Source organism: Clostridium hydrogeniformans DSM 21757, assembly GCF_000686705.1.
Lineage (GTDB): Bacteria > Bacillota > Clostridia > Clostridiales > Clostridiaceae > Clostridium_Z > Clostridium_Z hydrogeniformans.
This window is the reverse complement of the sequence record NZ_JMLJ01000003.1, coordinates 564211-579499: the sequence shown is the minus strand read 5'-3', so window position 1 is coordinate 579499 and position 15289 is coordinate 564211. Positions and strand designations below refer to the sequence as shown.

12 protein-coding genes are annotated in these 15289 nt (G+C 28.6%); 9 read left to right on the top strand and 3 right to left on the bottom strand.

Annotated features, from left to right (window positions below):
* Nucleotides 1-59 precede the first annotated feature (59 nt).
* Nucleotides 60-1211: an amidohydrolase gene (locus tag BR69_RS0102425; RefSeq protein WP_027631759.1), complete on the top strand. Its 1152-nt coding sequence runs from the start codon at nt 60-62 to the stop codon at nt 1209-1211.
* A 693-nt stretch (nt 1212-1904) separates the two neighbouring features.
* On the opposite strand, the gene BR69_RS0102420 is transcribed toward BR69_RS0102425, so the two are convergent.
* On the bottom strand, nt 1905-2237 hold the full coding sequence (locus tag BR69_RS0102420) for a hypothetical protein (protein ID WP_027631758.1): 333 nt from the start codon (nt 2235-2237) through the stop codon (nt 1905-1907).
* 365 nt (nt 2238-2602) lie between these two features.
* On the opposite strand from BR69_RS0102420, the gene BR69_RS19720 reads away from it, so the two are divergent.
* From BR69_RS19720 to BR69_RS0102385, 6 genes are all read left to right on the top strand, one after another.
* Entirely contained in the window at nt 2603-4474 is a 1872-nt protein-coding gene (locus tag BR69_RS19720) for a type IA DNA topoisomerase (protein ID WP_051623453.1), read from the top strand.
* Between the two features lie 1104 nt (nt 4475-5578).
* The gene (locus BR69_RS0102405; protein ID WP_027631757.1) at nt 5579-6187 is read left to right on the top strand and encodes a DUF3793 family protein; all 609 of its coding nucleotides are present in this window, start codon (nt 5579-5581) and stop codon (nt 6185-6187) included.
* A 515-nt stretch (nt 6188-6702) separates the two neighbouring features.
* Nucleotides 6703-7689: an ABC transporter ATP-binding protein gene (locus BR69_RS0102400; protein WP_027631756.1), complete on the top strand. Its 987-nt coding sequence runs from the start codon at nt 6703-6705 to the stop codon at nt 7687-7689.
* Nucleotides 7690-8487, top strand: coding sequence for an ABC transporter permease (locus tag BR69_RS0102395; RefSeq protein WP_027631755.1), 798 nt, complete (start codon nt 7690-7692; stop codon nt 8485-8487).
* Nucleotides 8471-9268, top strand: coding sequence for an ABC transporter permease (locus BR69_RS0102390; RefSeq protein ID WP_027631754.1), 798 nt, complete (start codon nt 8471-8473; stop codon nt 9266-9268). The genes BR69_RS0102395 and BR69_RS0102390 overlap by 17 nt, the downstream gene beginning before the upstream one ends.
* Nucleotides 9269-9376: 108 nt before the next feature.
* Nucleotides 9377-10129, top strand: coding sequence for a Bax inhibitor-1/YccA family protein (locus BR69_RS0102385; RefSeq protein WP_027631753.1), 753 nt, complete (start codon nt 9377-9379; stop codon nt 10127-10129).
* A 399-nt stretch (nt 10130-10528) separates the two neighbouring features.
* Here BR69_RS0102385 and BR69_RS0102380 read toward each other — a convergent pair whose 3' ends face one another.
* A complete protein-coding gene (locus BR69_RS0102380; protein WP_027631752.1) occupies nt 10529-11236 on the bottom strand; it encodes an LrgB family protein in 708 nt (235 codons plus the stop codon).
* Nucleotides 11237-11593, bottom strand: a complete 357-nt coding sequence (locus BR69_RS0102375) for a CidA/LrgA family protein (RefSeq protein ID WP_027631751.1) — start codon at nt 11591-11593, stop codon at nt 11237-11239.
* A 201-nt stretch (nt 11594-11794) separates the two neighbouring features.
* On the opposite strand from BR69_RS0102375, the gene BR69_RS0102370 reads away from it, so the two are divergent.
* Nucleotides 11795-14167 (top strand): VIT and vWA domain-containing protein, encoded by a 2373-nt coding sequence (locus tag BR69_RS0102370; RefSeq protein WP_027631750.1) that lies wholly within the window; start codon nt 11795-11797, stop codon nt 14165-14167.
* Between the two features lie 285 nt (nt 14168-14452).
* The gene (locus BR69_RS0102365) at nt 14453-14971 is read left to right on the top strand and encodes a hypothetical protein (protein ID WP_027631749.1); all 519 of its coding nucleotides are present in this window, start codon (nt 14453-14455) and stop codon (nt 14969-14971) included.
* Nucleotides 14972-15289 lie beyond the last annotated feature (318 nt).

Below are 15289 nucleotides of genomic sequence, written 5' to 3'. Positions count from 1 at the left end.
TAATCTTATTTAAATATTATAATTGATATTACAAATGTTTAGTAAAAAGGGGGATAAGTATGTTAATTAAAAATGGAAAAATCTATACCATGGCTGGAAAGGTCTATGAAAAGGGAGACATATTAATTGAGGATGGGAAGATAAAGGAGATTAGGGAAGAGATAAAGGGAAATTATGAAAAGGTTATAGATGCTAAGGGTGCAACTATAATTCCAGGTATGATAGATGCTCATTGTCATTTAGGATTATTTGAGGGAGGAAAAGGATTTGAAGGAAGCGATGGAAATGAGATGACAGATCCTATAACTCCTCATGTAAGAGCAATAGATGGAATTTATCCAATGGATGAATACTTTGAAAAGGCAGTAGAAGCAGGGGTAACCACTGTTATGACAGGACCAGGAAGTGCAAATGTTATAGGTGGACAATTCTTAGCTATGAAAACCTATGGAAGATCTGTAGATGATATGGCACTTTTAGAAGTAGGTGCAATGAAAATAGCCTTTGGAGAAAATCCAAAGAGGGTTTATAATAGCAAGGGAAAAATGCCTATGACAAGAATGGCAACAGCAGCTCTTTTAAGACAAACCTTAATAGAAGCTAAAAACTATAAGGCTAAAAAGGAAGCAGCAGAGAAAAAAGAAGAAGCTTTTGATATTAATATAAAGATGGAATCTCTAATTCCAGTTTTAGATAAAAAAATACCACTAAAGGCTCACTGTCATAGGGCCGATGATATATTAACAGCCATAAGAATAGCTAAGGAATTTGATTTGAAATTAACATTAGATCATTGTACAGAAGGACATTTAATACCAGAGTATGTAAAAGAGTCTAAGGCGCCTGCAATAGTTGGGCCAACTATGAGCTTTAATTCAAAGATAGAGCTTAATAATAAATCCTTTGAAACCCCAGCTGTTTTAATGAGAGAGGGAGTAAAGGTAGCCATAATGACAGATCACCCAGTTATAGAGATTCAATATCTTCCTATATGTGCAGGTCTTGCGGCTAAAAATGGGAATTTAACCTTTGAAGAGGCTCTATCTACTATAACTATAAACGCAGCAGAGATATTAGGTCTTTCTCATAGAGTAGGATCCCTTGAAGTAGGAAAAGATGCCGATATTGTAATAATAGATGGTAATCCTTTTGATTTATACAGAAATACATTATATACAATAATAAACGGAGAAGTGGTTTATAAAGGATAAGAGAGAAGTTTTGAAATACTTATTATAAAAAAGTATTTATCTGATGGCTATAAGCTTTAACACACCCATCTTCTAAAGATGGGGAATAACAGTTGCTACAACACTAGATGAGCTTATCTAACCTTCAGATGGTGGAAATAACACCATCTGAAGGAAGATTCGTTTTATAATTATACAAGGTTATAATAGATGGTCTCAACATATAGATTAAAAATATATTTGATCTATATGTATTTAGGAAGAGGTACAAATTAGTTTTAAGACTTGAGACTCTATAATAAGTTTTAGTAGGATGATGTTACTCTAGGGCTTGGAATACTTTTGGTTTCCCTGACTTAGGGTCTTTTAGTTTAAAGAGGTTATTTATAAAATAGGGTTTAACTATATAGGGTTCAAAGTTTAAAAATTAATTTATAAACCAGCTTAAAGAGATATAAATTAAGGATATTTTTAATGAATAATCTAATGCTTTATATTAAAACCCTATAACTGTTTATTAACATAAGCTTTTACTTTAGATAGATGTAAAAACATAAATTGTATTTTTATAATAAGGTAAAGTTAACTTAATTTTTTATAAGAACAAATATTTTAAAAGAATAGACTTAAAAAAGACTAAAATAAAAACAGCTTACAAATACTGAAACCATTGGGGATAGGTTTCCTATTATGAAAGCTGTTTATTATATGGAATTAAAAAAAATTAATTAGGGCCTCATTATAATTAAGCAAAACATAGTTTATATATTTATTTAAAATCAAAGTAAATACACCTACAGCAACAGCAAGAAGTCCAGAACCCATAAGAGCCTTGAAGTATACTTTGTATTTTGTGTTTTTTTGTATTTTCATAGCTTTTATAATATTAATTATTCCAAGACTTAAAAGTGCAGTAGCAGTGGAATAAGATGTAGCATTCCCGTTAAAAATATTAAAAACTATAAGGGCAGATAAGAATAAAATAGATGTTGAGAATAAAAGATTTAGAGTTTGATAAATGTAATTACTTTTACAACTTAAATTCATTTTTTAATACCTCCTTAAAAATCAAATAATATAATCCATATACTGGATTATATTATATATATTCTTCATTTTTATGTAAAATCCTCCTTTTTAATAAAAGAATTTATATTTAATAAAAAACAATAGTAATTAATAATGATTTTAAGTTAAATTAATTGTATAAGTGATAAAATGCCATATTTTTTTAGTAGCTATAATAATCATTAGATAGAAATTTTTGTGTTATATTTATCCTATGGATATTAACATTATTAATTTTTTTATGAAGATTGGAATAAAATTAGGGTTATTATAAAGTAAAACTTGAATTAGGTAAGGAAACATGGATATAATTATCTTTGAGAAAGTTTAGAAAAGGTGAGTGTATGAAAACTTTAATTTTAGCAGAAAAGCCATCTGTAGGTAGAAATATCGGTGACGCATTAAAGTGTAAAATTAGAAAAGATGGCTACTTAGAGGGGGAGGATTATATAATAACCTGGGCATTTGGTCATCTTCTTACCCTTTATGATTGTAAGGATTATGATAAAGTAATGGAAAAATGGGATATGAATAATTTTCCTTACATACCTAAGGAGTTTAAGTACAAGGTAAAGACTGTTTCAGGATACAATTCTAAGGCTGATACTGGAGCTAAAAAACAACTTAATATAATAAAGGCTTTAGTTGAGAGAAATGATGTGGAAAAGATAATAACAGCCACAGACTATGATAGAGAAGGGGAACTTATTTCCACTATAATATATAAATATATTAAGGTTAATAAACCTATATATAGAATACTTATAAATGAGTGGACGGAGGATGAAATAAAAAGAGGGTTAAATAATCTAAAGACTGATAAAGATATGGAGAATCTTCAATATGCTGGAGTTTCAAGACAATGGCTTGATTGGGTTATAGGTATAAACTTTACCACAGTGTCTACCCTTAAATATGCAAGGGGGAAGGGCAATGTTTTGAATATAGGTAGAGTTGTAATGCCGACCCTTAAAATGGTTTATGATAGGGAAAAGGAAATTGAAAAATTTAAATCAGAAAGATATTTCGAGCTTTATGTAACATTTAAAAGTCCTAATGGTAAATATAAGGGGAAGTTTTTTCATGAAAAATTAGAAAAGTTTCCGAAAAAGGAAAGTGTAGAAAAGCTTAAGGAAGAGATAGAAGGAAAGGAAGGGATTGTATTATCAGTTACGGAAGAATTAAAAAAAGAAGTTCCTCCAGTACTTTTTAATATGACTAACCTTCAAGGATATATGACTTCAAAACATAAAGGATGGACTGCTGATAAGGCATTAAAGGTAGCCCAAAGTCTTTATGAGAAAAAGCTTATAACCTACCCAAGAACCTCAAGTACTGCTCTTGAGGAGAGTTTAAAGGATAAGGCAAAAAAGGTTTTAGATGTACATAAGAAGGGATTAGATTGTGAAGAGGATATAAAGTTTTCAACTAGTAAAAGGATATTTAATAATGATAAGGTTGAAAGCCATAGTGCTATAATACCAACTTATATAATACCTAAAGCGTTAAATTTAGATGAAGTAAAGCTTTATGAGGCAATAAAAGAAAGATTTCTTGTTCAATTTATGGAGGCTGCTGAATTTAACATAACAGAGGTTATAACTAAAATACAGGGGGCGAACTTCCCAAGATTATTCAAGACTAAAGGTAAGGTAATGGTAAAAGAGGGATATCTTAAGCTTTCTTCAGAAAAGAAAAAGAAGGATGAGATACTTATACCTCTTGAGAAAGATATGGTAGTTAAAAATATTTCTTCTAAAATAGAAGAAAAGTCAACAAAGCCACCAGCCCATCACACAGAGAAAACTCTTCTTAAAGCAATGGAAACCTGTGGAAAGAACAGAACCTCAAAAGATGAGGATGATAAGGAAGAAGAGGCTACATTAGAAGTGCTTAAGGGGTACTCAATAGGTACAGCTGCTACAAGAGCAGAGATCATAAAGAAGTTAAAGGATGCTAAATATATAAAAAGTCAGGGTAAGTCATTGCTTATAACAGAAAAAGGTAATAAAATCATTGAGATTTTTCCAATAAAAGAGCTCTTAGACACAGACTATACAGGAAGAATGGAAAAAGCTTTATATGATATTGAGAAGGGTGAAATGGATAAAGATGTATTCCTAAATTATATATTCAAATTTACAAGAGGTGGAGTTGAAAAAATAAAAAGGGATAGATTTGTAACCATAGGAGTATCAGAGACTCAAAAGTTTTAAAGATATATAGGGTTTTAACATAAGTTATTAACTTATTATTTAAGAATATCCTTAATTTATCTCATGGCTAGGAGCTGTAACACCCCCATCCTCTAAAGGTTGGGGATAACAGTTGCAACAACCCTAAATGAGCTTATCTAACCTTCAGATGGCGGAAAGAACATCATCTTAAGGAAGATTCCTTCTATTTTGTTTTAGAGAGGAATAATTAATCTTTAAATCTAAAATCCTATATTATAGATATAGTGCTCCATGGCTATAAAGGAAAAAAATAATATTCCTTTATAGCCATGGTTTTTGTTTATAATATATTCCTTATATAGGGTTTTAAGTTTTAAAGCTGATCTATCCATCTAGGTAAATCAAGACAAGTTAATGATATTTTTAATGGATAAGTTAAGGGATTATATTAAAATCCTATATATAGTTAAAAAAATAATTATTATAAGAGAAAATATTCTAGTGTAGTTCAAATACATGGCATAAATTTTATAAAAATTAACTGATATATATTATAAAAATAGAAAAAATTATTAATATGCTTTAATACTGAGTCATAATAAAGGTTTTAAAATCAAGGGTTTATCTTATTAAGTGGGTTTAAGGTGAAAATATTTATATGATAATAATCTAAGTTTTACAATTGATAAAAATTAGATTATATATTGACAAAGTTTTCAGTAACATATATTATATAAATATGATAAATGATAAAGATTATCATTTTCAATGAAACATTTAAAGGTGTTAAATAAAGTGAAACTTAACTAAAATAGAATTTTTATTTTGGATAAGATGACTTAATTTAAATTAATAACCTTATAACTTCTATATCCAGGTTTAGGATAGGAATATTAGAATTGAAAGATAATTGATTAAGGTTTTAACCTTATTTAACCTACTAAGGATAAGATTTATACATTATGTGAGGAAATAAAGGAGTGAGAAATTCTTACTCTTATAAAAAACTTAACATATGGATAATTAAAAAAAACTAGTACAGTATATAAATAATAGTATTTATTTTATTACTAGAAAGTAAAGTAGGTTAATAGAGCCTCATATTAAATAGATATATTATTAATATATAAAGGAGAAGTAGACATGAGTGAAAAATGTTTTGCTAGTTATTTAAATGGATTAGATGAAAAAGAATATTTAATAAATATGTTAACCTTTAATATTTCTCCTACTATTTATGGGTTAAAGCCATCAACATTAATAACCCTATCTGATAAGAATAAAAATTTATATACTAGTTGGATGAAATATGGAGAAGAATTTCTTGAAAATCTTAGTATAAATGTATTAAAATTAAAACAAGGTGAAGACTATTGTGTTTTACTATTTTATGATAAGATTTTATTAGAAAAATCCATAAGAAATGAAAAAGTTCAAAGGTTTTTATCTACCTTAGGATATGAAGTAAAAGAAAATTTACAAAATATATTGCAATATTTATCTTTTAGATATAATATATATAATTGTCCCCATGAAATTGGAATATTTTTAGGAATTCCAATAGAGGACGTTGAAACCTTTATAAATTGTAAGGATAAGGAATGCTTGGCCTGTGGATATTGGAAGGTATATCATAATAAAGAATTAGCTTTAAAAACCTTCAATATCTATGATGCTTCAAAGCAACATACTGCAACCTTGCTTATGCAGGGTATGGACCTAGGGTCTATATGCAGTACAATAAAAATTTAATTTGTATGCTACTGACCAACCCTTTATATAAAATAAATTCATACTTTAGAAAGGTTCTCATCCTTACTATAAGATTGAATTTATGTGAGCCAAACTAGATATCCCTTATATTTAGTTTTGGGAAAAACCGCTGTTATCCCTTTATAACAGTGGTTTTAATTTTATAACTAAAAAAGGTGGGACTGTGGAACTAAGAATAAATGCTACAATATATTGTATGTAAATTCTTTAGTGCCACAGCCCCTCTTTTTTATTTTCTACCATTGATTTCCTTAATTTTACATGATATAATATGGAAAATGTGAGAGTGTATCTAGGGTTCCAGTGCTAATAAGAATAATATTTTAGCATGATTGGTCCAAGCGATACAGGATTTTAATCTACACTTCTGGGATAAAAGCCCAGAGGAGGAGTCTCTATAAGACTTCTTCTCTGGGCCTTTTTTTATTATTTTTTATAAATTGACCATAGTATTAATAGAAAAGATAAAATTTTAGAGAGTAGGAGGGATTATTATGACAGTTATTTCAGTTAATAATCTATATAAATCTTTTCAAATTAAAACTAAGACCCCAGGACTTAAAGGAAGCATTAAATCCATGATTTCTCCTAGTTATAGGAACATAGAGGCAGTAAAAGATATATCTTTTAAGGTTGATAGGGGAGAAATTTTAGCTTTTATAGGGCCTAATGGAGCTGGTAAGTCTACTACCATAAAAATTCTTACAGGGATACTTTATCCCACCAATGGAGAAGTTTCAGTTCTTGGTTTTAATCCTTTAACCGAAAGGAAAAAGTTATCTTACAAGATAGGAACAGTATTTGGACAGAAGTCTCAACTTTGGTTTCATCTCCCTCCTATAGATAGCTTTAATCTCTTAGGAAAAATATATGATATGGAAGAGAATAAGATTAAGAAGAGAATAGACTTTTTGAAAGAAGTATTTGAAATAGAAGAACTTATGGATGTGCCAGTTAGAAAATTATCCCTTGGTCAAAGGATAAGATGTGAAATAGCAGCATCTTTAATCCATAACCCAGAAATAATATTTTTAGATGAACCTACCATAGGCCTTGATGTTATAGTTAAGCAGAATATAAGAGACCTTATTCTTAGAATTAATAAGGAGGAAAATAGAACTATATTTTTAACCTCCCATGATGCAGGAGATATAGAGCAACTATGCAGACGAGCAATCGTAATAAATCACGGACAAGTAGTCTTAAATGAATCCATAAAAGCTCTTAAGTATAACTATTTAAATAAGAAAATAATAGAAGTTAAATTTAAAGATCAAGTTAATATAAATGAAAATGAGTTTAAGGTTTTAAAAAGTAGTAAATATGGAGGAAAGATAGAAATAGATACAGAGAATGAAAATATAGATGAGGCCTTAGCAAAGCTTATAAGGTATGGAAGTATATTAGATATAAATATTTTAGAACCACCCATGGAAGAAATAATTTCTCATATATATAAGAATAATATGGGAGGGGTTTAAATGAATAAGGGAAGCAAATACATCCATATATTTAAGACAAGTCTTAGTAGCAACCTAGCTTACTTTGGAAGCTTTATAATTAAAAACTTATTTTTGGTTCTTATAATATTTGTATATTTAATGCTTTGGGGAAAAATATATAGCCAAAAAGGAGAGGTGATATCAGGGTTAACCTTAAATAATATTATATGGTATTTAATAGTTACAGAAATTATAGCCCTATCTAGAAGTGATTTCTATCTTAAAGTAAATGATGAGGTTAAAAATGGTGATATAGCTTATGGTATAAATAAACCTTATAACTATGTTCTATATTGCTTTTTTAATTCCTTAGGAGAAATAGTAGTAAAACTAGGCTCTAACATGGTTTTAGGACTGATTATTGGGATAATTTTTATAGGATCTTTAGAAGGTTTTAATATAGTAACTATTCCTTTTATATTGATTTCTATTTTAGTAGGATCATTTATAAATGTTTTCATATACATTAGTTTAGCATTAACATCCTTTTGGGTAGAAGAAAATAAACCCTTCTTTTGGATATATTCAAAGCTTATATTCACCCTAGGAGGGATGTTAGTCCCCTTAGATTTGTTTCCAACATGGCTAAAAGAAATATCAGCTTATCTACCTTTTGCTTATATAACCTATATTCCAGGAAAGTTAGCTGTAGATTTTTCAGTTGAAAAGTTCTATAAGGGATTTGGAATACAGGTAATATATTTAATTTTATTTATGATCATAGCCTTAGCTATTTATAGGAAGGGGGCAGAGAAATTAAATGTTAATGGAGGTTAAAAAAAATATAAAACTCATAGGTTACTATTTTAAATTTAATTTATCAGCAGCTATGGAGTATAGGGTTAGTTTTATTATACAAGTTGTAGGAATGATAATAAATAATGCCTCATTTATATTTTTTTGGTGGATACTTTTTAGTAATGTAGGGGATATAGGAGGCTATGGATTTAAAGATACCTTAATGCTTTTTTCTATTATGTCTACATCCTTTGGATTAGCCTTTATTTTATTTGGAAACATAGGAACAATATCAAAAATGATTATAAATGGAGAGCTAGATTCATATCTTCTTCAACCAAAGGACCCCTTAATGAATATAATTTGTTCTAAAAGTATAGTATCAGCCTTTGGAGATTTTGTTTATGGCATAATATTATTTATTATTTCAAGTGACTATACATTAAAATCTATAGTTTTATTTTTGTTTTTCTCCCTTCTCTCCTGTATTATATTTTCAAGTGTTATGATTCTTGTAAGTTCGTTAAGTTTTTATATAGGAAATGGAGAAGGGGTATCAAATCTTATGGGAGAGTTCATGGTAAACTTTAGTATATATCCAAAGGAAATATTTAAAGGAGGAGTAAAGTTTATAATATATACAATAATACCTGCTGGATTTACTTCTCATATACCAATAGAACTTATAAAAGACTTTAATATTAGGGATTTTCTTATGTTAATTGGGGTTACAATTATTTGGAGTGTATTAGCATATATGATTTTTTATAAGGGACTTAAAAAATATGAATCAGGAAACTTAATTACCACAAAGATTTAGATATTGTATACAAAACTTAAATTAATATTAATATAAACTAAAGTATATTGTGTATAGTGCTGTAAGTAAGTATAATGGGGTAAAAGAATTACATTAGGAGGACACTGAATGAGAATACAGACCAATCCCTTTTTAAAGAAGGGACTAAATAAAGCAAGAGGATATTCAGGGAATAAGGTAATGACAATTTCAGGAGCTTATTTTAAGACCTTTATACTTCTTATGGTACTTTTAGTTGGATTTATATATAGCTGGATAAATACTAAAGAGATTTCTTATATGATAGAAGGAACGGGAAGCTTTTTAATAGTAGCAGGAGTAAGCTTAATAGGGGCATTTATTCTTTCTCTTCTTACTTCATTTATTCCAAGGATAGCATATATAACTGCACCTATATATGCTTTAGCAGAAGGAATTGTTCTTGGTACAATTTCTAAAATAGTTGATTTTCAAAGACCAGGAGTTGTGTTATCAGCAGTGCTTTTAACCTTTGCATTGGCATTAGCTGCACTTTTAGTATATAGGTCTAATCCTTCCATGGGAGCTAAAATAAGAAAGGGAGTATTTATGGCTGTTATGGCTATATTTATGGTACAGCTAGTAGGTTTTGGTTTTAGTTTCTTTGGAATAACTCTTCCAATATATAAAAGTGGAACTATAGGTATAATATTTAGCTTAGTAGTGATTATTATTGCAACCTTAAATCTTATAGTTAGCTATGATACTGTTATAGAACTATCCAATATGGGGGCACCAAAGTATATGGAGTGGTATTCAGCTTTTGGAATAGTTGTAACTTTAGTATGGCTTTACCTAGAGGTTGTTGAGCTTCTTATTAAGATTACAGGGAAAGATGAATAATAATTAAAGTTAAAGGTTAGTTTATTAATATAATTAAGTTAAGCTTGGTAAAATTATTGAAGTTATATAGGGTTTTATTGATTTTAATATTGAAACTTAACTTATTCAGATTTAACTCCTTGGAGTTGGAGATTTTAATTGTTGTATAAAATAAGTTTTAAATAAAAAACTATATAAGAGAAAAAGGGATGAGGGGAAAATATTTTATAAAAAATACTTTCCTCTCATCCCTTTATATATTTTAGGGAATTATAAAGAAATAAATTAATAATAATATATATTGCATAAAAGTTTGTACATTTAAATAATAAAAACAATAATTGTATTTTATCCTTTATTTTTATTCTTTAATTGTAATATTTAAATTGCAACCTATATAATCCATTTAAGTATTGAATATTAGAATCCTAAAATGCCTCCAAGAATTTTTAGTATAAGTGGTGCTAAAAATACTGTGAATAATCCTGCTATACCTATGGAAAGACTACTCATAGCACCCTCTGTTTCTCCAAGTTCTAGAGCTTTTGTAGTACCTACAGCATGGGATGCTGTTCCTATAGAAACACCAACTGATATTTTGTCTTTAATTTTAAATATTTTACATATAGAAGGTCCTATAACAGCTCCAAGTATTCCAGTAACAAGTATTGCCACTACGGTTATGGCAGGTATACCTTGAAGTTGATTTGTTATCTCAACCCCTATTGGTATAGTTACTGATTTTGGAGATAAAGATTTTACAAGAATTATATCTAGTCCAAAAGTATAGGCAAGTAATATAATACTTATAATTCCAACTAAAGAGCCAACAAATATTCCAATAAGTATAGGGAGGGCATTAGATTTTAGTAGGTCCATTTTCTTATATAAAGGAACAGCAAGAATTACTGTAGCTGGTCCTAAGAAAAATGATATAAGTTGTCCACCTTTATTATAATCCTCAAAGCTTATGCCAAATATCATAAGTACAGCAATAATTAAAACCTGGCTAACTAATAGAGGATTTAATATAGGTGTTTTAGCCTTTTTAGATAAAAGTAAGGCAAATTCAAAGGAGAATAAGGATAAAACAATACCAAATAACGGAGACGAAATAACCTGATCCATTTATTTTTCCTCCTTGCTAAATTTTTTTATGAGGTCTATGGTCTTACCAGTTACCACCATAATAATTACCGTAGTTAGAAAACAAACAAGTAGTATCTTATACCAAGTTCCTTTTAAAATATCTAGGGATGTCATAAGACCTACCCCAGCTGGTACAAAGAAAAATGCTAGATGATCCAATAAAAAAGTGCTTATATTCTCTATATGATGAAGTTTTATTACCTCAAAGCATAAGAATAAAAGTAAAATCACCATTCCAAGGATATTTCCTGGAACAGGAAGACTTAGTCCTTTAGATATAACTTCACCTAAAAAGAATATGGCAAGGATTAATAAAAGTTCTCTTAATAGTTTCATGCTCAAACCACCTCTATATAACTTTATCATTAAATTCATCAAAAAACACGTTTGTAAGAAAAAAAAGAAAATTTTAAATTATAGATATAAAGTTTAAAAAGACTATAATTGTTAAAAAAATCTTCGTTAGACAAGGGTTTGTAGCAATGGTATAATATTAAAAAGATTCTAAAAGTTCTAATAAAAGGAGTGGTTTTTACCATGAAAAACTATGGATTTATTAATAGTAGTTTAGATAAATCACCAATGAAATTAAGAAGCGTAGATATAAAAGGAAACATTTGTGGAGAATTTTCTCAATTTACCATAAGTCAAATTTATGAAAATACTGGAGATGACAATATAGAAGGAGTATATACATTTCCAATACCCGATACAGGGATATTAAGTGGGTTTGAGGCAAACATTGGGGGAAGAACTTTAAGAGCTATAATAGAGGATAAATATAAAATAAACAAAATGATAAAAAAACAAAGCTATAAGGCCATGACAAAATTAAGTCTTGAAGAAGATGAAAATATATATAAAATCACCATTGGAAATATAATGCCAAATGAGAGGATTGTAATCAATATATCCTATATAGATCAGCTTGAAAGAGAAAACAATAATCAAGTTCTCACAATTCCATTTATAGAAACTCCAAGGGCAATGAATTATGATGATATAAATGAAGAGGGAGAAGTAAATGAGGAAAGATATGACCTTTCCATGAACTTACTTATAGAGACCTTTAATAATGTTAAGGTTTCTAGTGATACCCATAGGATAAAAGTAGATTATGAGACTCCTACCTTATGTAAGGTATCTCTTCATGAAGAAGAGAACTTAAATAGAGATCTAGATTTAGTTATAAGAGAGGATAAGTCTAAGGGGTTTTATGGAATGTACTACTCTTTTCCAAAGCATGAGAGTGATGAAAGCCTAATATACTTAAAACTATATCCAAAGCTTGAGAAAGTTAAAGAAGATAAGGGTAAAAACTATGTATTTTTACTAGATACTTCTCAATCTATGAGGGGAGAAAAACTAGATGATGCAAAAAGTGCATTAGAGCTTTGTCTTAGAAATTTAGATGAAGGGGATACTTTTAATATAGTGGCATTTCATAAGAGTCTTACTATTTTTAATAATGATGGAAATGTAGCTGTAACTGAGGAGAGTATAAAAAGTGCTTCTAAGTGGCTTAAAGCGTTAAGTTTTGGTAGAGGAGCTAATATATATAAGGCATTAAAGTGGACCTTAGAAAAGTCTATTAAAGAAGATCCTTCTATAATATTATTATTTACTGATGATGAAGTTGAAGAAGAAAATGAAATTTTAAGTTATGTTAAGGAGAATATAGGAGATAATAGAATTTTCCCTATAGGTATAGATACATCTGTTAATAGTTATTTCATAAATTCCCTAGGGATTTTAGGATATGGAAAACCAGAGTTTATTTATCCAGGAGAAATATTAGAAGATATGGTCCTTAGACAGTTTACAAGGATAAACAGTCCAGAAGTGGATGTGAGGGAAATAATTTGGGGTGAAAATAATTCAGTAATAAATACATTCCCAAGAACCATAGAGTATTTATACGATAGGGAAGTGTTTACTGCCTTTTGCAGAATTAAAGGTGATGTTAAAGGGCCAGTTGTTATAAGAGGTTTTGTAGGAGATACACCTTTTGAAAGAGTTATAACTCTTGAAAACTTTGAGCTTAATGATAATGCATATTTAATTGAAAAGGTGTGGAGCAGAAAAAGAATAGAATCCCTTGAAGAAAGAATCCTTGGAGAAAGAGGAGAAGTAAGGGAAGAGCTTAGAAATAAGGTTATAGAACTTTCTAAGGACTTTAATATAATAAGCAGCGAAACAAGTTTTATTATGCTAGAGGAAATGGATGATCCAGTTCTTGGAATGGCTATGAGAAAACTTATACCAATAGAGATGTCAGAAGAAACTATGTTTAATCTAAGCTATGCTTATTTTATGGAATCTCCAGCATTCTTATATAAGGTAAAAGCTAAAAAGGAACTTAAGCAGGGAAATGTAAATAAAGAGAACATAAAGAAGGCAGTAAAATATAATAGAGAAAATTTAGTGAGAATTATAGCTAAATATCAGAATCCTGAGGGAGACTTTAATGGAGATCTGGAAATTACCTTAAAGGCATTAATAGCAATGCTTATAGGAAAGGAAGACATAGATATATATGTAAATCAAATAAATAAGGCTATAAACTATATAGTTAATCGTATAGGTGATGCTAGGGAATTAAATGAAAAGAATACCCTATTATATCTTCTATGTCTTCAACTTGTAGATATAAAAGATGCAGCAACAGAGGCGAATGAATCAAAGGTAAGGCACTCTCTTGAATGTATAAAGGAATTAATTGAAGACAATGAGTATATATCAAGTGCATATTTAAATGAGGAACAAGATTTAAATGATATTAAAGAATCCATTAAGTTTATGTTTAGTTTAACTTGTCCATTGAATATAGAGCCAGAGAAAATTGATAAGTTAGTAGAGGAAGAAAACTTAGATGAAATATTAAATATTGCATTATGCAAAGTTATGTAAGGGGTTTAGATAAAGTAAAACTAATCATAAGTGGGTGAACTTTATTATGAGCTTATGATTAGATTAGTTAGTAGGACTTTTATGGTGAAAATCCCTCAAATACATTGAGTATTTTTCTTTAAACTTTCATGTAAGAGGATTCACGCCAATAGATTGATAATAAACTTTATTTAGTGGTTTAAAATTTTATAAAATAAACTTAGCTTCATATAGGTTTTAGGCTTTTAATGAAGCTAGGTTTTATTTTATATAAAGAATCAATCCATAAGGATCTGAGGTGGAATTATGAAAAAGAATAAAAATAGAATATGGATAATAGGTGGGGGAATATTCATAGCTGTAATTTTATTTTTAATATTTGGAACATCATCTTATAGAGCTATGAAGATTAAAAATATAGATACAACCATGGTAGAGGAGAATTTAAAAAGTATTTCAGAAAAGGATAAAGAAATAAAAATAAGTGATTTTACAGATTTTCAATGGGACAGTGCATATGTATTTCCATCATATTACTCACAAGAAGAAATTTATGAAAAGGTTGGGGTGCAGTGGACAGAGGCTAAAACTTTTTTAGGATATTTATTTTCTAGAGACATAGAAAATGGTGTTTTAAATGAAAATCAGTATAGGATGATTTTTAAAAGAGGAGATAAAATAATTTCATCTAAGGTTTATGACTTAAAAGAAGTTCCAGTGAGTTTTAAATTACCAAACTATGAATTCACCTATGAAAGTTGTAAGTTTCAAATTACCACTAATGAAGAGGGATATAAGGAGCTAACTCTTAAGGACTATAATTAATATAGATTTATCATAACATACTAGAAATTAGATATTTATACTATAGAGGAATATTTCATATTTAGGATTTATTAAGAAACTATTAGAGAATAAGGAGGATTATAAAGTTAAGTTATTAAGGAAATAAAATAAGGATAGGGGTTTAATATTTAAACTATATAAGTTCCAATAAATAAAATTCATTAATATGCCTTAGTGTAATCTAGGATTGTAAGCAAATTTAATGTAGAAACTTTGATAAAACTTATATATATAATTTTTTATAGGATAATTGATAAATTATATAGTTTAATAAGTTAACTTTTTTTGGTGAAACCA